This is a genomic window from Micromonospora sp. WMMD708, from assembly GCF_049315245.1.
In the GTDB taxonomy this organism is placed as follows: domain Bacteria; phylum Actinomycetota; class Actinomycetes; order Mycobacteriales; family Micromonosporaceae; genus Micromonospora; species Micromonospora wenchangensis.
Window position 1 is genome coordinate 1637756 of record NZ_CP186060.1, and the last position, 21944, is coordinate 1659699.

A 21944-nucleotide genomic window follows, 5' to 3' on the forward strand; every position below is an offset into this window, starting at 1 on the left:
CTACGACGGATCGATTTGGCTGCCAACCCGCCCGCGGGCATCCACGTTCACCTCGCTGGCGTTGATGAGCTGCCCTGCTCCGATGAAGCGGCGGGCAACCAGCAGGCCGGCGTCGTGGGCGACTGGACCGCCATGGCTTGCCGAGGCGTCCGTGACGAGCCATGGGGTGAGATCACGCTCGAAGGCATCCACCGCTGACTTCAGCACGCAGCTTTCGGTGGCGACACCGCAGAACACGAGGTCGGTCCAGCCCTCCCGGGCAACGATGTCCGCTCCCTCGCTGGTGAAGTACGAGTAGATGCGTTTGTCGATCACCGCACGCGCCCGATCGGCGTGTGGTTGTAGCTCGGGAACGATGTCCGTCTCCGGGGCGTGCTGCACCTTCGACCAGTGGATCAGCCGTTCGAAGGGGCTGCCCGGGTAGTTGTGGTAGCGGGTGAAGACGACCGGCCGTCCCGTGGCCTCCCACCGCTCGACCAGCTCCACGACCTTGGGGATGACGTGCCGGCTCTGGTCGTTGATGAAGCCGTTCTGCATGTCGATGACGACCAACGCCGCCCGCGTGCTGCTCATGCGCTGACTCCGACTCTCATCGTCTCAGCCTCGCGAAGCGCCGCCTGGGCCTGTGCCAGGCGGTCCGGTAGGCCGCTCGTCGTCACGGCTGCCTCACGCATCAGGCAGTGCTGTGCCGTTTCCTGGACTCGTGCAGTGGTGAGTCGCGAGTGGGCGGCCCTCAGGAAGCGCCAGCCGAACCGCTGCGGCATCACGGGGTCTCGACCCTCCTCCACTGCCTGTTGGATGTGCCGGCAGTAGGCCCAGAACATCTGCACGTCGATCTCCAGCGAGAGTAGTTCATCAGCGGTGAGGGCACGGTCCGGCGAGATCGCGTGGTAGGCCAACCCTGACCAGGCGGCGAAGCCGACGGACACGCCAGCGATGCCGAATGGCTCGGCGGGGAGTTGGTCGACTCCCTCGGTCAACAGCCCTCGCTCCACCTGCTCCGGAACGGGCTGTGGTCGAGGCGTAGCGTGGCGGTCGACCAGGACAGCTGGCAGGCTCAGCAACCGAATGGCGTTGTCCAGGTCCTCGCGGCGGCATCCCGGCTCGTGCAGGAGATACATCGACATCACATACTCCGGCACCGCCGCCCGGCACTCCGTCTGATCCGACAGGAGCTGTCCAACCTCACGGGCGGCCCATGGCAGGTCTTCTTCGTAACTGGCGTACCGCCAGGCGGCGAGTTCGGCAAGGTGCGTGGGGGCGAGTTCCTGTTCGAGGTGGAACACCACCACGCCGCAGGCGAAGACGTGAGCCGTGCACCGACCGTTCGGGTGCGGGACCCTCGTCGCCGACACCTGTAGCCATTCGTGTGGACGCGGATTCACCTGCGGCAGTCCGGCCAGGATCTTCGCTGCCTCCGCTCCGATGAACGCGGGGATGAACTTGTGGGACTGGATGCGGTATCCGCCAGCGGCAGCAGGAACGGCACTCTCACCCGCCATTGCGCTGAACCGGCTCACCGCCTCCTCGCTGGCCCTCCGCAGGGCGGTGTCGAGAGCGGCCTGCATCTCGGGTCGGGGCTGCACCGTCTCCCGGCCGGCCTCCCACTTGGACACCGTGCGATCGCTGACGCCGAGGTGCGCGGCGAAGTCGCGGATGCTCATCCGCAGGGCGTGGCGCAGCGCCCGGGTTTCCCGGCCGGTCCACCTCTGCACGGTCGTCATCCATCCGCCCCCGATCGCTTCGAGACCGGCCGCCCAACAGTTCAGCGACTCGACTTCAGAACTGGTACAGCGTAGGTGCAGAGCGTAGTCGTACCGAAGGAGTGCCCTTCTGGCCAGGGTGGACGCATGGCCCGGGGCGGGTGCTGGGTTTCCGGCGGGGCGCGGCCCCCATCGCGTCTGCGTCGCCCCCGCCCGCCCCGGTGCCGTTCCACTTCGTGATCTCGACGGAAGGGCGTGACATGGCGGCGATTCTGGACACCTGGCGGCGGGCGTGACCGGGCTCGGGCCGTACCCCCTGGAAGCGCTCGGGTCGGCGGGGGTGCGCGACGCGGTGGCCCGGTGGCTGCGGCTGGTGGCGGCGGACGCCGAGCTGGCGCCGTACCTCATCGGGGTTGATCGGGTCCGGCTCGCCGGGCACCTGGCGCTGATCCTCACGGTGGCGCTCGGCGGGCCGGCGGGCGACATCGCCCGGCCGGCGGCCGGGGCGTGGCGTGGCCTGGGCCTGACCGAGGAGCAGCACCGCCGGGTGGTCGATTATCTGGCCGGGGTGCTGTGGGCGCTGGACGTGCCGGCCGGCGCGGTGGACGCGGCCCGGCGGGCCTTCGCCGACGAGGCCGGCGCGTGACCGCCGCCCTGGCCACCTCGTGGTCCACCACCCTGCGGTACGCCCGCGCGGCGGCCGACGACTTCTGGTGCGCGGTCGAGGACCGCTGCCCGGGGCGGCTGCCGGAGCGGGCGGCGGCCGTGTTCCTCGCCGCGCTGGGGCGGCTTGCCAGCGGCGGCGACGACCCGGCCGGGCGGGCGGCGCTGCTGGCCGTGCTCGGCCACGCCTACCGCCGCTACCGCCTGCTGCCGCACCAGGTGGCCGTCGAGGCCGCGCTCACCGCCACCGTCGCCCGGCACGTGCCCGGGACGCCGGAGCTGGCGGCGGCCTGGGCGGTGGCCGCCCGGCGGGCGTCGACGGCGGTGACCCCCGCCGTCGCGCGGGCCGGCGGTGGCCCGGCCTGGTGGCCGGCCGAGGTGATCGACCACGACCGGCCCGCCGACGGCGTCGCCATCCTGACCGTACGCCCGTGGCGACGCCTGCCGTTCCGCCCCGGCCAGGCGGTGCCGGTCTGCACCGGGCGCTGGCCCGGCCGGTGGCGCTGGTACTCGCCGGCCAACGCCCCGCGCCCCGACGGCACCGTCGAACTGCACGTCCGGGCGGTCGCCGCCGTCTCCCGCGCGCTGGTCCACGCGGTACGCCCCGGCGACCCGCTCTGGTTCGGCCCGCCGCACGACGTCGGGCTGGGTCTCGACCCTTCCTCGCGGGCGGACCTGCTGCTGGTGGCCGGGGGCACCGGCCTCGCGCCGCTGCGCGCCCTCGTCGAGCAGGTCGCCGCAGCACCGGCCGGGCGGCGGGTGACCCTGGTCGTCGGCGCGCGCGCCTTCGCCGACCTCTACGACGCGATCAGCCTCGACAAGCTCCAGTGCGCCCACGACTGGCTGACCCTGGTGCCGGCGTTCTCGCACGATCCGCTGGCCGGGGCGGGGGAGCGGGGCGACGCGTTGACCGTCGCGCTGGACCATTACCAGCCCGGCCAGGAGGTCCACCTGTGCGGGCCGCCGCCGATGCTGGCCGGGTCGCGGCTGCGGCTGCTCGCCGCCGGGGTGCCGGCCGACCGCATCCACCTGCCGACCGACCCTGTTGCCTAACTCTATCGTTTTTTTCGTTTTGGCGGGTATCGTGGTGGCGGGATCGACGATGTCGGAGGGTCTTGTGACGGTGGTACCAGCAGGCGGATCGGCGCCCAACGGTGACGAGTTGCAGCGCTTCGCCCGGCGGTCGCTGCGGGGGCGGCGGCTGCAACTGATCGTCGACGGCGGAGAACCGGTCGACGTGCCGCCCGTGGTGGGCGAGGCACTCGCCGAAGTCGTGTCGATCCTCGGTCGCGGGCGGCCGGTGCGGGTGATGGCGGAGAACGTCGAGCTGTCGACCGGGGAGGCCGCCGCGATCCTGGGCGTGACCCGCCCGACGGTGGTCAAGCTGATGAACGACGGGGTGCTGCCCTACACCCGCCCCAACTCCAGCCGCCGCGTCGCGTTGCACGACGTGCTGGCCTACAAGGAACGCCGGTCGAGAGCGCGCCGTGAGGCCCTGGACGAGTTGACGGCGGACGCAATCGACATGGGCGTCTATGACGAAGCTATCCGGCGCGGTCGCCAGCAGTCAGCCGACCAGCCGGACGAGTGACCGACCGCTGATGATCGTCGCCGTGCTGGACGCCTGCGTCCTCGTGCCCAGCGTCCTCGCCGACACTCTGCTGCGCTGCGCCGAGCAGGACCTGTACCGCCCGCTCTGGACGCGGGCAATCCTCGACGAGGTTCGCCGGAACCTGCCGCCGTCGGTGCCCGGTGCCAAGGCCGAACGCAGGGTCGAGGTCATGCGGGAACACTTCCCAACCGCGATGGTCGCGGGCTATGAGCACCTCGTCGCCGAAATGACCAACGATCCCGAGGACCGCCATGTGCTCGCCGCCGCCGTGGCCGCCGACGCGGAGGTGATCGTCACCGCCAACCTTCGCGACTTCCCGGACCACGCGCTCGCACCGTACGCCATCGAGGCGCTGCACCTGGCCGAAGGTCGTTGGCCCTGACCTGTTTCGATTCGGTGCGGACTGGCGGCTGGGAAGGGGTGGCCTATCGGCGTCGCCTGGTTTCCAGGGGCCATTCCAGGCTGACCCGCTCGTCGCGGCCCTGTCGGTCGAAGTACGCCTGGAGCTTGCGCTTCTGCGCGGCGTACCAGGTGACCTGCGCCCGGTGGAGGTCGTCGGGGAACATCCGGGCGATGCGCTCGTGCCGGGCCGCGATCGACAGCGCCATCCCGACGGCGGCGCGGGCGTCGCTCGTGGCGTCGTGGGCGGAGCTGAGCTGCACCTCGTAGTACCTGCACAGGTCACCGAGCTTCTGGCTGCCGTACCAGCGGGGTTCGACCTCCTGGTGCAGGATCGAGGGGTCGATGATGACGGCGCGGTCCCAGTCCAGCGACGGCAGGGCGTGCCGGGCCAGCTCGGCGTGCAACGTCGTGACGTCGTAGTGGGCGCAGAAGGCGACGAGCGGCGTGCCGTCGGCGATCACCTTCCCGACGGCCGCGCCCAGCTCGGCCAGCGCCTCCCCGGCCGGCCGGCCGTCGCTACGCACCATCTCGTCGGTGATTCCGTGGATCTCGGTGGTGCGGGGCGGGATCGGCACGCCCGGATTGATGAGCCACCGTGCGGTCGTGCCGTCGGAGTACACCAGTGCGGCGGAGACGATCCGGGCGTCCAACGGCTCGTTGTCGGTGGTTTCGATGTCGAAGCCCACCACCGGCAGCTCGTGCCACCCGTGGTGGGTGCCCGGCGGCGGGGCGGTCACGACCGGCGCGCAGCCGTCATGGTAGGTGGTCCAGCCGGCCCCGCTCCTGATCAGCTGCCCGGCCCCGGCCTCCACCCGCCGTCGGCACGTGCCGCAGTTACCGGGGTATTTGTTGATCACGTTGTGGACTCCTGGTTCGGTCGAGCGGATGCACCCGCACGTGCGGGCGTCGGGGACGAGGCGCGGAAGGCCGCGCGCCCCAAGATCCTGGATCATGGTGCGCGTTGCCGGCACCCACCACGCGGGGCGATCCGAAGACCAATGTGGACTGTCGCCGGCGGCCCTTCGTCGGTTCCCGTCTGGCGGGCGGCCCCGTTGGGCAGCGACGCGGTCAGCTCCGGTGACGACAAGGCGACAACCGGTTGTCCCCTGCGGCCTTGTAGGCATGCAGGTGGATCTATAGGCTCGGTTCGACACCTCTGGTGATCGTTTCGTTGCCGGGTGTCAGCTCTGGGTTCTGCCGACCTGGGGAGGGCGGACATGGCGCTGTCGTATCCCGCCGTGCAGGTGGTCGGGGGTCTGCTGCCCGGCGGCGTGGTGCAGCGCATCGGCGAGGGCGATCCGGACGTCCCCGGCATCGACCCGGCCTCCTACGACCTGGCCGCCAGCGAATCCGTGCGGCGGCTGGCCAACGCCAAATACCTCTACCTGCGCGACACCTACCTCGACTTCACGAAACGGCGGACGCGGCGTTCGGCGTCGGTCGCGCGACTGACCCGGGACGAGTGGCTCCGTCCGTTGCTGCGTGAGCTGCACTACGGCGACTACGAGCCGCTGGCCGGCGGCATCCCCGTCGAGGAACGGTCGTTCCCGGTCAGCCACTGGTGGCGGCGCACCGTGCCGATGCACCTGCTGCCGTGGCACGCCGAGCTCGACCGGCGGACCGGTCGGGCCGGCGGCCCGGCGGGCGCGGCACCGCACGCCATGGTCCAGCAACTGCTGAACCAGAGCGACCAACACCTGTGGGCGGTGCTGTCCAACGGCCAACGGCTGCGCCTGCTACGCGACTCGACCAGCCTCGTCGGGTCGTCGTACATCGAGTTCGACCTCCAGTCGATCTTCGAGGGTGAGCTGTTCCCCGACTTCGTGCTGCTCTTCCGGATGGCGCACGCCAGCCGGCTCAAGGTCCGCGACGAGGAGGTCGGTCCGCCGTCCTGCCTGCTGGAACAGTGGCGGGCGTACGGGGCGAAGCAGGGCGAGCGCGCCCTCACCCGGCTGCGCGGCGGAGTCGAGGCCGCGCTGGAACTCCTCGGCACGGGCTTCCTCGACCACCCGGCCAACCAGCACCTGCGCGACGTCATCGGCACGGAACTGTCGCTTGGCGACTTCAAGCGCTCGCTGCTCCGGCTGGTCTACAAACTGCTCTTCTGGATGGTCGTCGAGGACCGCGACCTGCTGCTCGACCCGGCGGCCGACCAGGCCGCGCACCGGCGCTACGACACCTACCTGTCGTCGCAGCGGCTGCGCCGGCTCGCGATGGTCCGCCGCTACTCCCGCCACGGCGACCTGTGGCAGAGCGTCAAACTCGTGTTCCGCATCCTCGGCTCGGAAACCGGCTCCCGCACCGTCGGCCTGCCCGGCATCGGCGGGATCTTCGAGCACAGCGTCCTGGACGACCCGCTCTGCGGCGCGGAACTGACCAACGCCGCGCTGCTCCAGGCGGTCGAGGCGCTGAGCGTGCTGGCCAGGCGCCGTGGCGGCCGGCAACTCGTCGACTTCCGGCACCTCGGGGCCGAAGAGCTGGGCAGCGTCTACGAGGCCCTGCTCGAACTGCACCCGCACTGGGACGCGACCCGGAAGCGGTTCCACTTCTCCCGGCTCAACGGCAGCGACCGCAAGCGCAGCGGCAGCTACTACACCCCGGCCGCCCTGGTCGACAGCCTGCTCGACAGCACGCTGGAGCCGCTGCTCGACGAGGCGTGCGACAAGCCGACCCGGGCCGAGCGGGAGGCGGCCCTGCTCGCCATCACCATCTGCGACCCGGCGGTCGGGTCCGGACACTTCCTCATCGCCGCCGCGAGGCGGCTCGCCAAGCGACTGGCGGCCGAGCAGACCGACGAGCCGGAACCCGGCGTCGACGCCGTCCGGGCCGCGCTGCGCACCGTCGTCAGCCGGTGCTGCTACGGGGTCGACCTCAACGAGATGGCGGCGGAACTGGCCAAGGTGTCACTCTGGCTGGAAGCGGTCGAGCCCGGAAAGCCCCTCGGCTATCTCGACGCCAACATCCGCGTCGGCAACTCGCTGCTCGGCGCGACGCCGGCCATGCTGCGCGGGGGCATTCCGGATTCGGCCTTCGTCGCCCTCGACGGCGACGACCGCGCGGTGGCCAACGCGCTACGCAAGCAGAACGCCGCCGAGCGGCGCGGCGAACGGCCCCTCGGTGACGCCGGGGGCGTCAACCTCGACCTCGCCGAGGAGGCGCGGGCGATCGCCCACCTCGCGCCCTGCGAGTCGCTGGCCGACGTGCACGTCCAGGCCAAACGCGCCGAGTCGCTGGACGAGGAACGCGCGCACAAGCGGCTGCTCGCCGACGCCTGGTGCGCGGCGTTCGTCGGGCCGAAGACCGAACGCACCCGCCCGTACGCGCTCACCGAGGGGATGCGGGAACGGCTGGCCGAGGGAGAGCAGGGCGGCGCGGTCGACGCGGCCCGCCAGATCGTCCGGACGATGAGCCGGCAGTACCGCTTCTTCCACTGGCACATCGAGTTCCCACACATCTTCCCCGTCCCACCCGACGGTGTCGGCGTCGACCCGGCGACCGGCTGGACCGGCGGCTTCTCCTGCATCCTCACCAACCCGCCCTGGGAGAAGATCGAACTCAAGCAGGAGGAGTTCTTCGCCGGCCGCGACCAGGGGATCGCCGGGGCGCGGCACGCCGCCGCCCGCCGCGAACTCGTCAGAGCCCTGCGGACGACCGGGCAGGACCTCTACGGCGAACTGCTCACCGCACAACGCGAGGTGAGCGGGGTGAGTCATCTGGTCCGCGCCTCGGGGAGATACCCGCTCACCGGTGCCGGCCGGCTCAACACGTACGCCGTGTTCGCCGAAGCCGCGCGGGCCGTCGCCGCGCCGAACAGCCTGCTCGGGATGATCCTGCCCACCGGGATCGCGACCGACGCGACCACCCAGGCATTCTTCAAGGACGTGGTGAGCGGCGGGAGTCTCGTGTCGCTCCACGACTTCGAGAACGAGGAGAGGCTCTTCTCGGGGGTGGACCATCGGGTCCGCTTCGCGCTGCTGACGCTGGGCGGTGCCGAGCGGCGCAGTTCGGAGATCTCACTCGCCTTCCGGGCCCGGAAGGTCGCGGACCTCGCGTCCCGGGCCTACCGGCTGACGCCCGACGAGATCGAACTGCTCAACCCCAACACCGGCACGTGCCCGGTCTTCCTGTCCCGTCGGGACGCCGAGATCACCCTCGACATCTACCGTCGCGTGCCCGTGCTCTGGCGGGAGGACGACCCCGCCGGCAACCGGTGGGGGCTCTGGCTGCGTCAGGGCCTGTTCAACATGGCCACCGACTCGGGCCTGTTCCACACCTTCGACCGGCTCGTCCAGACAGGGTGGCGGCTCCACCGCAACGTCTTCCTCCGGGGCGGAGAACGGATGCTGCCCCTGTACGAGGCGAAGATGGTGCACCACTTCGACCACCGGCTCGGCACGTACGAGGGTGCCACGCAAGCCCAGCTCAACGTCGGCACGCTGCCCAGGCTCGACGACGACACCCACCGGGACCCGGCGGCGACCGCGCTCCCGCGCTACTGGGTCGCCGAACAGGAGGTCGCGGACCGGCTCGGGCAGCGGTGGCCGCGCGGCTGGCTGCTCGGCTGGCGGGACATCTGCCGCAGCACCGACGAGCGCTCACTGATTCCGACGGTGCTTCCGAGAGCAGGCGCCGGCCACAAGTTCCCCCTGATGTTCCCCGCCGCGTCCGCCGCCTACCTGCACGCCAACCTGAGCGCGATGGTGGCCGACTACGTGACACGACAGAAGCTCTCCGGCACTTCGCTGGCGTACTTCGTCCTCAAGCAGTTGCCGGTGTTGCCGCCGGAGAGCTACGAACGACCGGTGCCGTGGGATCCGGCCGCGCCGAGCCTCGCGGCGTGGATCACCGCCCGGGTGCTGGAGCTGACCTACACCGCCGACGACCTCGCGCCGTACGCCCGCGACCTGGGCGACCACGGACCACCGTTCGTCTGGGACCCGCAGCGACGGGAGCTGATCCGCGCGGAGCTGGACGCGGCCTACTTCCAGCTCTACGGCCTTGCCCGCGACGAGGTCGACCACGTTCTGGACACCTTCACCGTCTTGCGGCAGCGGCAGGAACGGACCCATGGCGAGTATCGGATGAAACGCCTGATCCTCGACCGGTACGACGGCATGACCCGCAGCATCCGATCGGCCCAGCCCCTCGCGCCCTCGCTGGCACCCGCTCCCGGGCACGGACCGCGTCATCCGGTGGCCGGTGTCGCCTGACGGGTTCACCTGCCCGCCGAGGCCACCACCGCGCGATGCCGGACACCCGTAGCTCCCTCGCGTCCACGGACCGTAGGGTGTCATGATCGCCGATCGCCGCCCTCCGAAAGGTCAGCGTGATGTCAGAGATGATCCGGAACGGGCTGCTGCTGCGCACCTGTCTGGAGGTGCTGCGCGACAACGGTGGTCGGATGCATGGCCGGGAGGTGCTCGACGAGGTCGCCAAACGGATCGACCTGACCGACGTCGAACGGAAACCGCACAAGAACGGCGTGCCCGCCTGGAACGTGGCGGCCAGGTTCCACACCGGGGACGCCGCGACGGCCGGCTGGCTGGTGAAACGCGACGGCCTGTGGTGGATCACCGAGGCCGGCCGCAAGGCCCTCGACTCCTACCCGGGTACCGACGACCTCTACGCCGAGATCGGTCGCCGGTACCGCGAGGTGTATCGGAACCGCAAGCTGGCCCGCAAGAAGTACGAGAGCAGACTGCACACCCTCGCCAGCGCACTCGAACTCGTCCCACCCGGCTCCTGGACCGCGTACGACGACCTTGCGGACCTCGTCGACGGCTCGGCCGACGACATCGCCCACCTGCTCGCCGAGACGTACGTCGAGAACTCGCACCGGGTCCTCCAGGCCGACGGCCAGGTGCCGTTGGCGATGCACCAACACGTCAAGCACCGGGGCAACGACCTCCGCGTCCAGTTGGCCGGGGAAGGGGTCGAATTCGAGGGCCGGCACGCCAACACGGAGCAGCGGATCACCGCCGACTTCCTGCGGGAACGGATGGCGGAGGCCGAGGCGGTGGGACCGGAGAGCGCAGCCCGCCGGGCCTGGCTGGTACGGGGCTCGAACGTCGACGGGGTGGACCTCGTCCCGGACTGGTTGGCGCAGGGCTGGGTGTCGCTCGCCGCCTCACAGCTGCCGGAGCTGGACGACGAGGTGGACTCGCAGCGCCTCCAGCAGGTCGTCGAGGAGGAGTACCGGCACAAGAGCTACTCGGTGCGGGAGAAGCTGCTCGGCTACTTCAGCGCGTTCCTGCGCAGGATGCGGCCCGGGGACTACCTGATGACGATGCACCGCGGCGAGGTCTATCTCGGCCAGGTCGACGGCCTTGCCTACTTCGTCGAGTCGCCGGACCGGCGATCCAACCTGCGTCGCCCGGCCCGGTGGCTCAACGTGGGATCGCCCCGCGACCTCACCGACCTGACCGGGCCACTGCCCACCCTGACGCAGAGCCAGGACGACCTGATCGACCTGACCGACGCCCTCGATGCGCTGGACCGGCTCTTCGCCGACCTGGTACCGGAGCAGCCGGTGGTCGAACCGGCCCCGGAAGCACGGTTGGCCGACGTGACCCCGCAGATCTCCGAGGAGGTGCTGACTGACATCCGGTGGCTGACCGAGCTACGCGACCTGCTCGCCGAGCGTCGGCAGGTGATCCTCTACGGGCCGCCCGGCACCGGCAAGACCTTCCTGGCCAAGAACCTGGCCGCCAAACTGACCGAGTCGCATGCGGTGAAGCTGATTCAGTTCCATCCCTCGTACACCTACGAGGACTTCTTCGAGGGCTTCCGTCCGGCGAGTGGCGACGACGGGACACTGCGGTTCAAGCTCACCTCCGGCCCGCTGCGCCAGCTCGCCGACGATGCTCGGGAGAACCCCTCCATCGCGTACATCCTGATCATCGACGAGATCAACCGGGGCAACCTGGCGAAGATCTTCGGCGAGCTGTACTTCCTGCTTGAGTATCGCGACCAGGGCATCCGATTGCAGTATTCGACCGGGGAGTTCACCCTTCCGCCGAACCTCTATCTCATCGGCACCATGAACACCGCCGACCGGTCCATCGCCCTGGTCGACGCGGCGATGCGGCGTCGATTCGCCTTCGTCGAACTGCATCCGACGAAGCCCCCGGTCGCCGGCCTGCTTCGCCGCTGGCTGGACCGCGAGGGTCTGGACTCGGACGCACCGGAGCTGCTCGATGCGCTCAACGGCCGGCTCGAAGACGCCGACTACGCGGTCGGCCCGTCCCACTTCATGCGGGAGTCGGTGCACACCAGGCCCGACGGGCTGGACCGCGTCTGGCGTCACGACATCCTGCCACTGCTCGTCGAGCACCACTACGCCGACGACGTCGACGTCGAGCAGCGGTACGGCCTCGACGCATTGCGCGAGTCGCTGCCGCCCCGGTCATGACGCTGATCCAGCTCCGCGAGGCCGGCCCTGCCGTGCACGTACGCCTCCACGCCGACGAAGCCCGTCGGCTGGCCGTGGCCGGTGTGGTCGACGTGCGACCCGGACCGGCCGTCGGGATGTGGGCCGTGCGCGCCGGCAGGAAGGTCGGTGCGGCCCGGATCGGCAACGTCGAGCTGCACATCGAGCCGAAGGTGCCGATCGAACGACTGCTGTTCCTCGTCGGCTACGCCCGTAACCCGACGGGTTGGCGCGATGAGACCGTTCCGTTGGCCGACCACGCGGGGCTGGTGCCGGCGCTGGCGGCTGCCCTGTGGCGACAGACGGACCGGGCGCTGCGTCAGGGTCTGCTCCAGGGTTACCGGACCGTAGACGACACCTCGCCGGTGCTTCGCGGTCGCCTCCGCGAGACCGCGCAACTGGGGCGGCGACCGGGCCTGCCCCTGCCGCTGGAGATCCGCCACGACGAGTACACGGTTGACATCCCGGAGAACCGGATCCTCGCCACCGCGATCGACCGAATGTTGCGGGTGCCGGGGATCGACGTCGTCTCCCGGCGGATGCTCCGACATCTCGCCGCGCGGCTGGCCGGCGTTCCCCGGCTGCGGCCCGGGGAACCCGCGCCGCACTGGCATCGGACGCGGCTCAACGAACGGCTGGTCATCGCACTTCGGCTCGCCGAACTGGTGCTCGCCGACGCCTCCATCGAGGCCGGCCGGGGTGGCATCCTGTCCAATGCCTTCCTGCTCGACATGTGGCGGGTGTACGAGGACTTCCTCTCGGTCGCCCTCCGTGCGGCGATCGTGCCGAAACACGGCGGCGCGGTCACCTTCCAGGCGCGTCACCATCTGGACGAGCAGGGTCGCCTGGACCTGCGGCCGGACATCGTGTGGCGGCGGAGGCGGGCCGAGGTGGGCGCTGTGGTGGACGCCAAGTACAAGGCGGACACCGCCCGTGAGGACGTCTACCAGATGCTTGCCTACTGCGTCGCCTACCGGTTGCCCCGGGGGCACCTGGTCTATGCCCTCGGCGAGCACCCGCCCATCAGGCACGTCGTCCGCAACTCCGGGATCGAGATCGTCTGCCACACACTCGACCTGGCTGCCGACCCCTCGGCGCTCCTGGCTCGCGTCGGGCTCCTGGCTGACGAAGTCGCCCGGGAAAGCTCCGGGCCGGTACCGGCCGCGCAGGCCGACTGAGCCGGCGGACGGGTCGGTACGGATCACGCGGATGCCCCATACTGGCCCCGTGTTCACTCTCGCCCAGGCGCGGTACCTGGTCGCCACCCTGCACCCCCGCATCGACGAGCTGATCGGCATCCGGGCCGACCTGGCCGAGCTGCGGGCCGACCTGGCCGACGGAGGGATGTCGGCGTTGGGCGGTCGGGCCGAGGTCAAGGCCCTGGAGGCCCGGCTGCACGGCGTGCTGGAGGAGCTGAACTCGCACGACATCCAGGTCAAGGGGATCGCCCCGGTGCTGCTCGACTTCCCCGGCGAACACGAGGGCCGGGCGGTGCTGTGGTGCTGGCTGGAGGGCGACCCCGATGTGCGCTGGTACCACCGCGTCGAGTGCGGCTTCGCCGGCCGCCGCCCCATCCGCTGACCGGCCCGGCCCGTCCAACCGGGGCGGTGGCGCTCAGGCCAGGGTGGTGAGCGTGGTGGGGGAGACGTTGCCGCCGCTGAGGACCAGGATCGTCCGGGTGCCGGGGGCGGCGGTCACCCGACCGGTGCGCAGCGCGGCGAGGGTGACCGCCGCCGCCGGTTCGAGCAGCAGCCTGGTGGCGGCCATCAGGTCCCACCAGGCGGCCCGGATGTCCGCCTCGGTGACCTCCACCAGGTCGTCCACCAGCTCCCGGACGTGGGCCAGGGTGAGCCGGCCGGCGAACGGGGCGGCCAACCCGTCGGCCATCGAGACCGGGCGGGTCGCCGGGGCGTCGCCGCCGGTACGCAGCGCGTGGCCGACGACGTTGGCGGTGGCCGGCTCGACGCCGACGATCCGGGCGGTCGGCACGGCCCGGCGGACGGCGGCGGCCACCCCGCTGATCAGCCCACCGCCACCGACCGGGACCAGCACCAGGCCCGGCGGTGGGCCGTCGGCAAGCAGTTCCCGTCCCAGGGTGGCCTGGCCGGCGATGACGTCCGGGTCGTCGAACGGCGGCAGCAGGTGGTAGCCGCGTTCGGCGGTGATCTCCTCGCAGGTGGCGAGCAGGTCGTCGGTGAGCACGACCTCCCCACCCCACCGGCGGACCGCTTCGATCTTGGTGGGTACCGCGTGCGGGGGCATGCAGACGACGGCGGGCAGGCCGAAGGCGCGCCCGGCGAAGGCCACCGCCATGGCGTGGTTGCCGGCGGAGAAGGCGGTCAGCCCGGTGGGCGTCGCCTGCCGTTCGGCCAGGGCGAGCAGCGCGTTCAATGCTCCCCGGACCTTGAAGCTGCCGGTGTGCTGGAGGTTCTCCGCCTTGACCGCGACGTCGAGCGCGAACTCGTCGCCGAGTTGCGGGCAGGGCAGGAGCGGGGTCCGGACGATCCGCCCGGCGAGCCGGCGTTCGGCGGCCAGGACGTCGTCCACGCTGGTCAGTCGCACCGCCGGAGCCTAGCGGGCGGGGTGTGCGGGGCCGTGCCGGTGGGCGGGTCAGCCGGCCGCCGAGCGGGGAAGTGGGTCGACCGGCGGGTCGGCGACGGCGAAGACCACCACGTTGTCCCGGTAGTGGCCGACACGCCTGTCGAAGTCGCCCCCGCAGGTGATCAGCCGCAGCTCCGGGCCGGGGGTCGGGCCGTACACGGTGGCGGTGGGGAAGGCGTCCTTGGGTGTGCGCAGCGTGCCGGTGACCCGGAACGTCACCCGGCGCTCGCCCCGCCACACCTCGACCCGGTCGCCGGGGCGCACCTCGCCGAGGCGGGCGAAGACGGCCGGGCCGCGCCGCGAGTCCAGGTGACCGGCGATCACCGCCGGCCCCGGGTCGCCCGGTGCCGGGCCGCCGCCGTACCAGCCGGCCCGGGTGAAGTCCGCCGGGGGGACCAGGATGCCGGCCCGGTCCAGCCCGAGCGTGGTGAGCGGGGAGTCGACGCCGATCCGCGCGACGCGTACCCGGGTGGGGGATGCCGGGGTGGCGCGGGGGGTGCCGGCCCCGGTGGCGCAACCGGTCACGCAGCCGGGCTGCCACGCCCCGGCCACCGCGACCGGTCGGGGTGCCGCGCCCGGCCGGCCGAGGCCGGTGCCGGCGGCCAGCACGACGCCGGTGCCGGCGGCGAGGCAGCACGCTGCGCCGGCCGCGACCAGGACGGCGGCCGGCGCGGGCCGGGCGCGGTGCCGGCGGATCGCGAAGCCGGGCCGGGTCACCAGACCGGTCGCCGCCGACGCCGCACCAGCACCGTCGTGCCCACCACCACGGCCCCCGCGAGCACCCCGCCGGCCATCACCGGGTACGCCCCGAGCCCGCCCGTGGCCAGCCCGCCGGCTCCCGCCGGCACCCCGCCCGCCGGTGCGGTCCCGCCACCCCGGGCGTCCTCGCGCAGCTCGACGGTCAACCCGCCCCGCTTGCCGTCGAGCACCAGCAGCGAGTAGACCCGTCCCGCGGTGAGGGTCACCTCGGCGTCGGTGCCCGGCCCGCCGCCGCCACCGAGGCGCAGCCGCCAGCGTCCCGGCTCGACCTGCCGGTAGTCGGTGGTGGTGGCGAAGCGGACGGCGTCGGCGATGGCCGGTCCGTCGTCGGCGGCCACGTCGACCACCGGGGCGCGTACGGACGCCTGGACGACCCGCACCTTCGCCCGGCCGGCCGTCGGGGCGCTGAGGTCGTCGGCGAGCACCCGCAGGCCGAGGTCGGCGTACCGGCCCACCCCGGCCACCGTGTACGCCTCGCCCGCGCGCAGTGCCACCTCGGTGGTGAGCACCGGTGGCTCGCTGGCCGGGGCGCCGGCCTGCCGCATCGCCACCGCGTACCGGCCGACGGCCAGCGGCAGGTAACGGGAGACGACGCCGTAGCCGACGGCGGGGAAGACCTGCGGGGCCGCCGCGCCCGGGGCGGAGAGGTAGACGTCCACGGCCGGGGTGTCGGGGGAGAGGTGGGCGAGCCGGACGTAGCCGACGTCACCGGCCGCCGCCCCGGCCGGGCCGGTGCCGCCGACGGTGGCCAGTGCGGTGCCGAGCAGGAGCGTGCCGGCGGCGGCGAGCAGCCGGCGCGGCGCGGTACGGAGCTGGGGCATCTCGCCTCCGGAGGTGGTGTCGGTGCCGACCCCCAGCGTCCCGTGGACGGGACCCGACCGCAAGTTGGTCGATCGTCGTGTCCCCGTCGTTTCCGATCACCGTGGTGCGGTCCGGAGGCCGCTGCCCGCCATCCGGTACCGTCCGTTCGTGATCAACGTTCGACGGGCCGTGGTCGCCGACGCCGGTGAGATCGTTCGCCTGCGTGGGGTGATGCTGGCCGACATCGACCAGATGGCCCCCGCGCCGGGGCCCTGGCAGCAGGCGGCCCGGGAGGTGCTGCACCGGCGGCTGGCCGAGCCGGCCGACCTGATGGCGGTCTTCGTCGTCGACGACCCCGGCCGCCCCGGTGTCCTGGCGGCCTGCGCGACCGGGACCATCGAGCAGCGTCTCGGCGGCCCCGGCAACCCCGACGGCCTGACCGGGTACGTGTTCAACGTGGTCACCGAGCCGGTGCACCGTCGGCGCGGCTACTCCCGGGCCTGCCTGGAGGCGCTGCTCGACTGGTACCGGCAGCGCGGGGTCGGCAAGATCGACCTACGGGCCTCGCCCCAGGGGGAACCGCTCTACCGCTCGCTGGGGTTCGTGCCCACCGTGGGGCCGACGCTGCGGCTCAGCCTGCCCGTCGCGTCCGGGAGGCACTGACCGGTGTTCGCGCTGCCGTTGACCGACACCGCCGAGCTGCGTCCGCTCTCACCGTGGCAGGCTGAGGAGTTCCTGGCCCACCTGGACCGGGCCCGGGAACACATCGCCCCGTGGGTGGGGGCGTCCTTCGTGGCCACCGACCTGGAGTCGGCCCGCCGGGTGCTGCGTCGTTCCGCCGACAAGTGGGCCGACGACGCCGGGGGCATCTGGGGGATCTGGCTCGACGGCACCCTGGTCGGCGGGGTGCTGTTCGTGTCGTTCAGCACCGCGACCGGGGTGGCCGAGGCCGGCTGCTGGCTGGAACCGGCAGCCGAGGGCCGGGGACTGGTCACCCGGGCGGCGACCCGGATCGTGGACTGGGCCATCCGGGAACGCGGCATCCACCGGGTCGAGTGGCGGACCAGCGTCGGCAACGTCCGCAGCATCGCGGTGGCCCGGCGGCTCGGCATGCGGCACGAGGGCACCCTGCGTCAGGTCGCCTGGGGGCCGGCCGGCCGGGTCGACATGGAGGTGTGGGCGGTGCTGGCCGACGAGTGGCGGGCTCCCCACTGACCACGACGGGTCGACCGCCGGCCGTGCGGGCGGGACGGGCCTCGCGGCTGCCGTCCCGCCCGGCGCGGTGGGGCGGCGGTCAGGCGTCGGCGTAGCGGCGGGCGGCGGCCAGGGCGTCCCGCAGCCGCTGCGCGTCGGTCGGCAGGCCCGGCTGCTCGTAGCCCGCCGCCGGGTCGGCCGTGTAGAAGACGCCGTACGCGGCGGTGTCCCGCTGGAACCGCCAGCCCTCGGCCAGCGGTCCAACGTCGACCGTGTCGTACCCGACGGAGTCGATGAACGCGGTGACCTCGGCCTTGGCCGCGTCGTCGTCCCCGGCGACCGGCAGCGAGGTGCGGTCGGCGGCCCCCGAGGGGCGGGCCAGGGCGAGCAGGTGCTTGAAGTAGATGTTGTTGAAGGCCTTGACCACCCGCGACTCCGGCAGGTGCCGCTGGAGCAGCTCGCTGGTGGTGGTCGACTCGTCGTCCAGCTCCGGGATACTGCCGTCGCGCTCCGGGTAGTAGTTGTTGGTGTCGATGACGGTCTTGCCGGCGAGCGGCGCGGCGGGCACGTCCCGGTAGGCCCGCAGCGGGATGGTGACCACCACCAGGTCACCCGCTGCCGCCGCCTCGTCCGGGGTGGCTGCGCGGGCCCGTATGCCCAGCTCGTCGACCAGGTCCTTGAGCGTCTCCGGACCGCGCGAGTTGCTGAGCACCACGTCGTGGCCGGCGGTGACCGCCAGCCGGGCCAGGGTGCTGCCGATGTTGCCGCTGCCGATGAGTCCAACGGTTGTCATGCCGGTGACCAACCGGCCCGGTCGGGTGCGTATTCCCGACCTGATCGACGTGTTATGCGGTGCATGACGACCCCTAGTCACCCCTGTTACCCATCGATGACCTTCCGTAAACACATGATTGAGTGATATCTATCTCCCACCACCACTTCCCCACCCCCAGGAGTGCGACGTGCGGAGATCCCGACTCGTGACCCTCGCCGTGAGTCTCGCGGCGTCCATCGGCGTGACCCTCGGCGCGGCGGTGCCCGTCCAGGCCGCCCCCACCGACCGGTACGTGGCCCTCGGCGACTCGTACGCCTCCGGTGTCGGCGCCGGCAGCTACACCTCCGAGAGCGGCTCCTGTCAGCGCAGCACCAACGCGTATCCGGCGCTGTACAACACCAACATCAAGCCGGCCTCGTACAAGTCGGTGGCCTGCTCCGGCGCGACCACCACCGACGTGGTCAACAACCAGCTCTCCGCGCTGACCTCGACCACCACCCTGGTCAGCATCACCATCGGCGGCAACGACGTCGGGTTCACCACGATCATGTCGACCTGCGTGCTCCAGGGGGAGACCCAGTGCGTCGCGGCCGTGCAGGCCGCCGAGAACAAGGCCCGCGCGGAACTGCCCGCCAAGCTCGCCACCGTCTACAACGGGATCAGGTCGCGTGCGCCGTCGGCCCGGGTGGTGGTCGTCGGCTACCCGGTCTTCTACCAGCTCGGCACGGTCTGCGTGGGGCTCAGCGCGAACTCCCGCGCGAAGATCAACGAAGGCATCAACCTGATCGACGACATCATCCGCACCGCCGCCACCTCGGCCGGCTTCACGTTCGCCGACGTACGGTCCATCTTCGTCGGTCACCAGCTGTGCAGCTACGGCGAGAAGTGGCTGCACGCGTTGAACTTCGCCAACCTCGGCGTCTCGTACCACCCGACGGCGGCCGGCCAGTCCGGCGGCTACTACCCGGTCTTCCGGTCCGCCGCCGGCTGACCCGCTGGTCTACGCCGGCTGGACCCCGTATCCCGCGTTGACCTGATCCGCGTCCCGCCGGCTCCACCGTGACCGCGTCGCCCTGTTCGGGGGTCACCCCGCCCGGGGTCGGCGCGGTCACGGCCGTTCTCCCGACCCGGACCGGTGGTTGCGGCCCGGCCTGATCGGGTCGCCCGGTCGGGTGCCGGACGCCGACCCACCCACCGATGTCGGTGCGGACGCTGTCGAGCTGATGACGGTGGCGACTCACCGTTCGGTCCCCGTTCCCCGACGGTCCGTCCCGGTGACTCGATGGTGTCGTCAGCTCGAAAGGGTGTGAAGGAGCCTTCGTGGCGACGGGACGGTCCGCGTCGTGGGGCAGGGCGCGGTGGGTGGGGGCGGGCCCGGTCCGGGCGGGGACGACCCGTCAGGCGGGGAGAACCTTCTCGATGGCCGCGCGCAGCTCGGCCGAGTCCGGCGTGACCGTCGGGGCGAACCGGGCGGCGACCGTACCGTCCGGGGCGACCAGGAACTTCTCGAAGTTCCACCGGACGTCCCCGGTGTGCCCCTCGGTGTCGGGAGTGTCGACCAGCGCCGCGTAGAGCGGGTGGCGGGCCGGGCCGTTGACGTCGACCTTCTCGGTCATCGGAAAGGTGACGCGATAGTTGACCTGGCAGAACTCGCCGATCTCGGCGGCCGTGCCGGGTTCCTGCCCGGCGAACTGGTTGCACGGTACGCCGAGCACCACCAGGCCCCGGTCGGCGTACCCGGTGGCCAACGCCTGGAGGGCGGCGTACTGCGGGGTGAGGCCGCAGCGGGAGGCCACGTTGACCACCAGCAGCGCCCGACCCCGGTAGTCGGCCAGGTCGGCCGGGCCGCCGGCCAGGGCGTCGATCTCGATGTCGAAGACGGTCATCCCCTGAGGCTACGCGTGGTGCACGTCGCCCCAGCCGCCCCCGCCTCGCCCCCGGCGGCCCGCACCTCGGAAACCTGCCGTGGAGCTTCAAGATCACATTGCGATGTGAAGCACTCTCTCCAGCGTGTCGTCTACATTTCGGCAATTTGATCATGGGCTGGGGTGGGTGGTGGGTGGGGGTGTAGGCGGTCGAGCCGTCCCTCCCGGTCCGGGGCGTTGATGAATCGACGGATGCGCATCTTGACGAAGTGATGACGGTGTGAGTAGCGTCTCCCCATCGATTTGGAAAGTTTCCTAACTGTTTGAGGAGGCGCCTCATGAAGAGATCGCTCCGCCGCGCCCTCTGGGCCGGTGCCGTCATGGCGCTGACCGTGGCGGCGGTACCGGTGACCTCGGCGTTCGGCGCCGGAAGCGTCACCGCGACATTCGCCTCGGCCCAGGACTGGGGCACCGGGCACGAGGGGCGGGTCACCGTCACCAACGGCTCCAGCGCCAGCGTCAGCACCTGGCGTATCGAGTTCGACCTGCCGTCCGGCACCACCATCAGCAGCTTCTGGGACGCCGACGTCACCAGCAGCGGCAACCACTACGTGGCGGTGAAGAAGAGCTGGGCCGGGCCGCTCGCCCCGGGGGCCAGCTTCAGCTGGGGCTACAACGGCACCGGGCCGTACCGGGCGCCGCTGAACTGCACGATCAACGGCGTGTCGTGCGGCGGGGGCACCCCGCCCACCACCACGAAGCCGCCGACGACCCCGCCACCCACCACGGCCCCACCCACCACCGCCCCGCCGACGACCCCGCCGCCCACCACCCCACCGCCCAGCGGGGACAGGAAGGTCGTCGGCTACTTCGCCGAGTGGGGCGTCTACGGGCGCAACTACCACGTCAAGAACATCGCCACGAGCGGCTCCGCCGCCAAGCTCACCCACATCCTGTACGCCTTCGGCAACACCACCGGCGGGCGGTGCACGATCGGGGACAGCTACGCCGACTACGACAAGGCGTACACCGCGGCCGACAGCGTGGACGGCGTCGCCGACACCTGGGACCAGCCGCTGCGCGGCAGCTTCAACCAGTTGCGCAAGCTCAAGAAGATGTACCCGCACCTCAAGGTGATCTGGTCCTTCGGCGGCTGGACCTGGTCGGGGGGCTTCACCCAGGCCGCGCAGAACCCGGCCGCGTTCGCCGAGAGCTGCTACAACCTGGTCGAGGACCCGCGCTGGGCGGACGTCTTCGACGGCATCGACGTCGACTGGGAGTACCCCAACGCCTGCGGTCTGAGCTGTGACAGCAGCGGCCCGAACGCGTTCAAGAACGTGATCTCCGCACTGCGGGCCAGGTTCGGCTCGTCGGCCCTGGTCACCGCCGCGATCACCGCCGACGGCAGCAACGGCGGCAAGATCGACGCCACCGACTACGCCGGTGCGGTGGGCAACCTCAACTGGCTGATGCCGATGACGTACGACTACTTCGGCGCGTTCAACGCCCAGGGTCCCACCGCCCCGCACTCGCCGCTCACCTCGTACACCGGGATTCCGCAGCAGGGCTTCAACTCCGACGCGGCGATCCAGAAGCTCAAGTCCAAGGGCGTGCCGGCCGGCAAGCTGCTGCTCGGCATCGGCTTCTACGGCCGCGGCTGGACCGGGGTGACCCAGGCCGCCCCGGGCGGTACCGCCACCGGCGCTGCCCCCGGCACCTACGAGGCGGGCATCGAGGACTACAAGGTGCTGAAGAACACCTGCCCGGCCACCGGCACGATCGCCGGTACGGCGTACGCCAAGTGCGGCAGCAACTGGTGGAGCTACGACACGCCGGCCACCATCGGCGGCAAGATGACCTACGCCAAGAACCAGGGCCTCGGCGGCGCGTTCTTCTGGGAACTCTCCGGCGACACGAGCAACGGCGAGCTGATCGGCGCCATCAAGGGCGGCCTCGGCTGAGCCGAGCGCCCGGCGCACCACCCGCGCGGGGAGGGACCGGCCACCGGTCCCTCCCCGCCCGGCTGTCCGGCCCGGTCGACGGCGGTTCCGCCCGGCGAAACGCCGACCGGCCGGGCCGGCGCGGCCGTGACGGGTTGCCACCGTACGGGTGCGGTGTGGCAGACTCGCCGCTCGGCATC

Annotated in this window: 20 protein-coding genes; 12 read left to right on the forward strand and 8 right to left on the reverse strand. The window is 71.8% G+C overall.

Features of this window, described 5'->3' with window-relative positions; genetic code table 11:
* Positions 1 to 573: an isochorismatase family cysteine hydrolase gene (locus ACN260_RS07500; RefSeq protein WP_422755284.1), complete on the reverse strand. Its 573-nt coding sequence runs from the start codon at positions 571 to 573 to the stop codon at positions 1 to 3.
* Positions 570 to 1724 carry a helix-turn-helix domain-containing protein gene (locus tag ACN260_RS07505; RefSeq protein ID WP_422755285.1) on the reverse strand — a complete coding sequence of 385 codons (1155 nt, stop codon included), beginning with the start codon at positions 1722 to 1724 and terminating at the stop codon, positions 570 to 572. Before ACN260_RS07505 ends, ACN260_RS07500 begins: the two co-directional genes overlap by 4 nt.
* A 271-nt stretch (positions 1725 to 1995) precedes the next feature.
* On the opposite strand from ACN260_RS07505, the gene ACN260_RS07510 reads away from it, so the two are divergent.
* The 4 genes from ACN260_RS07510 to ACN260_RS07525 all read left to right on the forward strand — a co-directional run bounded on the left by ACN260_RS07510 (position 1996) and on the right by ACN260_RS07525 (position 4360).
* A complete protein-coding gene (locus ACN260_RS07510; protein ID WP_422755286.1) occupies positions 1996 to 2349 on the forward strand; it encodes a globin in 354 nt (117 codons plus the stop codon).
* Positions 2346 to 3419 (forward strand): oxidoreductase, encoded by a 1074-nt coding sequence (locus ACN260_RS07515; protein ID WP_422755287.1) that lies wholly within the window; start codon positions 2346 to 2348, stop codon positions 3417 to 3419. The genes ACN260_RS07510 and ACN260_RS07515 overlap by 4 nt, the downstream gene beginning before the upstream one ends.
* Before the next feature lie 109 nt (positions 3420 to 3528).
* The gene (locus tag ACN260_RS07520) at positions 3529 to 3957 is read left to right on the forward strand and encodes a helix-turn-helix domain-containing protein (protein WP_422755288.1); all 429 of its coding nucleotides are present in this window, start codon (positions 3529 to 3531) and stop codon (positions 3955 to 3957) included.
* Between the two features lie 10 nt (positions 3958 to 3967).
* Positions 3968 to 4360: a PIN domain-containing protein gene (locus ACN260_RS07525; RefSeq protein WP_422755289.1), complete on the forward strand. Its 393-nt coding sequence runs from the start codon at positions 3968 to 3970 to the stop codon at positions 4358 to 4360.
* A 43-nt stretch (positions 4361 to 4403) separates the two neighbouring features.
* Here the strand turns inward: ACN260_RS07525 and ACN260_RS07530 are convergent, their stop codons facing one another.
* Positions 4404 to 5237 carry an exonuclease domain-containing protein gene (locus ACN260_RS07530; RefSeq protein ID WP_422755290.1) on the reverse strand — a complete coding sequence of 278 codons (834 nt, stop codon included), beginning with the start codon at positions 5235 to 5237 and terminating at the stop codon, positions 4404 to 4406.
* 360 nt (positions 5238 to 5597) lie between these two features.
* On the opposite strand from ACN260_RS07530, the gene ACN260_RS07535 reads away from it, so the two are divergent.
* The 4 genes from ACN260_RS07535 (at position 5598) to ACN260_RS07550 (ending at position 13390) form a co-directional block, all read left to right on the forward strand.
* Positions 5598 to 9590 (forward strand): Eco57I restriction-modification methylase domain-containing protein, encoded by a 3993-nt coding sequence (locus ACN260_RS07535; RefSeq protein ID WP_422755291.1) that lies wholly within the window; start codon positions 5598 to 5600, stop codon positions 9588 to 9590.
* Between the two features lie 119 nt (positions 9591 to 9709).
* On the forward strand, positions 9710 to 11791 hold the full coding sequence (locus ACN260_RS07540) for an AAA family ATPase (RefSeq protein ID WP_422755292.1): 2082 nt from the start codon (positions 9710 to 9712) through the stop codon (positions 11789 to 11791).
* Complete coding sequence (locus ACN260_RS07545; protein ID WP_422755293.1) at positions 11788 to 12987, forward strand: McrC family protein; 1200 nt, start codon at positions 11788 to 11790, stop codon at positions 12985 to 12987. Before ACN260_RS07540 ends, ACN260_RS07545 begins: the two co-directional genes overlap by 4 nt.
* A gap of 49 nt (positions 12988 to 13036) precedes the next feature.
* A complete protein-coding gene (locus tag ACN260_RS07550) occupies positions 13037 to 13390 on the forward strand; it encodes a DUF2203 domain-containing protein (protein WP_422755294.1) in 354 nt (117 codons plus the stop codon).
* Positions 13391 to 13423: 33 nt separating this feature from the next.
* Here ACN260_RS07550 and ACN260_RS07555 read toward each other — a convergent pair whose 3' ends face one another.
* From ACN260_RS07555 to ACN260_RS07565, 3 genes are read right to left on the reverse strand one after another with little or no spacing between them, the layout of a single operon-like run.
* Positions 13424 to 14371, reverse strand: a complete 948-nt coding sequence (locus ACN260_RS07555; protein WP_422755295.1) for a threonine ammonia-lyase — start codon at positions 14369 to 14371, stop codon at positions 13424 to 13426.
* A gap of 48 nt (positions 14372 to 14419) precedes the next feature.
* Positions 14420 to 15127: a class F sortase gene (locus ACN260_RS07560; RefSeq protein WP_422755296.1), complete on the reverse strand. Its 708-nt coding sequence runs from the start codon at positions 15125 to 15127 to the stop codon at positions 14420 to 14422.
* Positions 15124 to 15990, reverse strand: coding sequence for a DUF4397 domain-containing protein (locus ACN260_RS07565; protein WP_422755297.1), 867 nt, complete (start codon positions 15988 to 15990; stop codon positions 15124 to 15126). Before ACN260_RS07565 ends, ACN260_RS07560 begins: the two co-directional genes overlap by 4 nt.
* Before the next feature lie 148 nt (positions 15991 to 16138).
* Between ACN260_RS07565 and ACN260_RS07570 the strand changes: the two genes are divergently transcribed.
* A complete protein-coding gene (locus ACN260_RS07570) occupies positions 16139 to 16633 on the forward strand; it encodes a GNAT family N-acetyltransferase (RefSeq protein WP_422755298.1) in 495 nt (164 codons plus the stop codon).
* A gap of 3 nt (positions 16634 to 16636) precedes the next feature.
* On the forward strand, positions 16637 to 17185 hold the full coding sequence (locus ACN260_RS07575; RefSeq protein WP_422755299.1) for a GNAT family N-acetyltransferase: 549 nt from the start codon (positions 16637 to 16639) through the stop codon (positions 17183 to 17185).
* Between the two features lie 79 nt (positions 17186 to 17264).
* Here the strand turns inward: ACN260_RS07575 and ACN260_RS07580 are convergent, their stop codons facing one another.
* Complete coding sequence (locus ACN260_RS07580) at positions 17265 to 17969, reverse strand: NADPH-dependent F420 reductase (protein WP_422755300.1); 705 nt, start codon at positions 17967 to 17969, stop codon at positions 17265 to 17267.
* Positions 17970 to 18126: 157 nt separating this feature from the next.
* On the opposite strand from ACN260_RS07580, the gene ACN260_RS07585 reads away from it, so the two are divergent.
* Complete coding sequence (locus ACN260_RS07585) at positions 18127 to 18930, forward strand: SGNH/GDSL hydrolase family protein (RefSeq protein WP_422755301.1); 804 nt, start codon at positions 18127 to 18129, stop codon at positions 18928 to 18930.
* A gap of 406 nt (positions 18931 to 19336) precedes the next feature.
* Here ACN260_RS07585 and ACN260_RS07590 read toward each other — a convergent pair whose 3' ends face one another.
* On the reverse strand, positions 19337 to 19825 hold the full coding sequence (locus tag ACN260_RS07590; protein WP_422755302.1) for a glutathione peroxidase: 489 nt from the start codon (positions 19823 to 19825) through the stop codon (positions 19337 to 19339).
* A gap of 317 nt (positions 19826 to 20142) precedes the next feature.
* Between ACN260_RS07590 and ACN260_RS07595 the strand changes: the two genes are divergently transcribed.
* Entirely contained in the window at positions 20143 to 21765 is a 1623-nt protein-coding gene (locus tag ACN260_RS07595; protein ID WP_422755303.1) for a glycosyl hydrolase family 18 protein, read from the forward strand.
* The last annotated feature ends 179 nt before the right edge of the window (positions 21766 to 21944 follow it).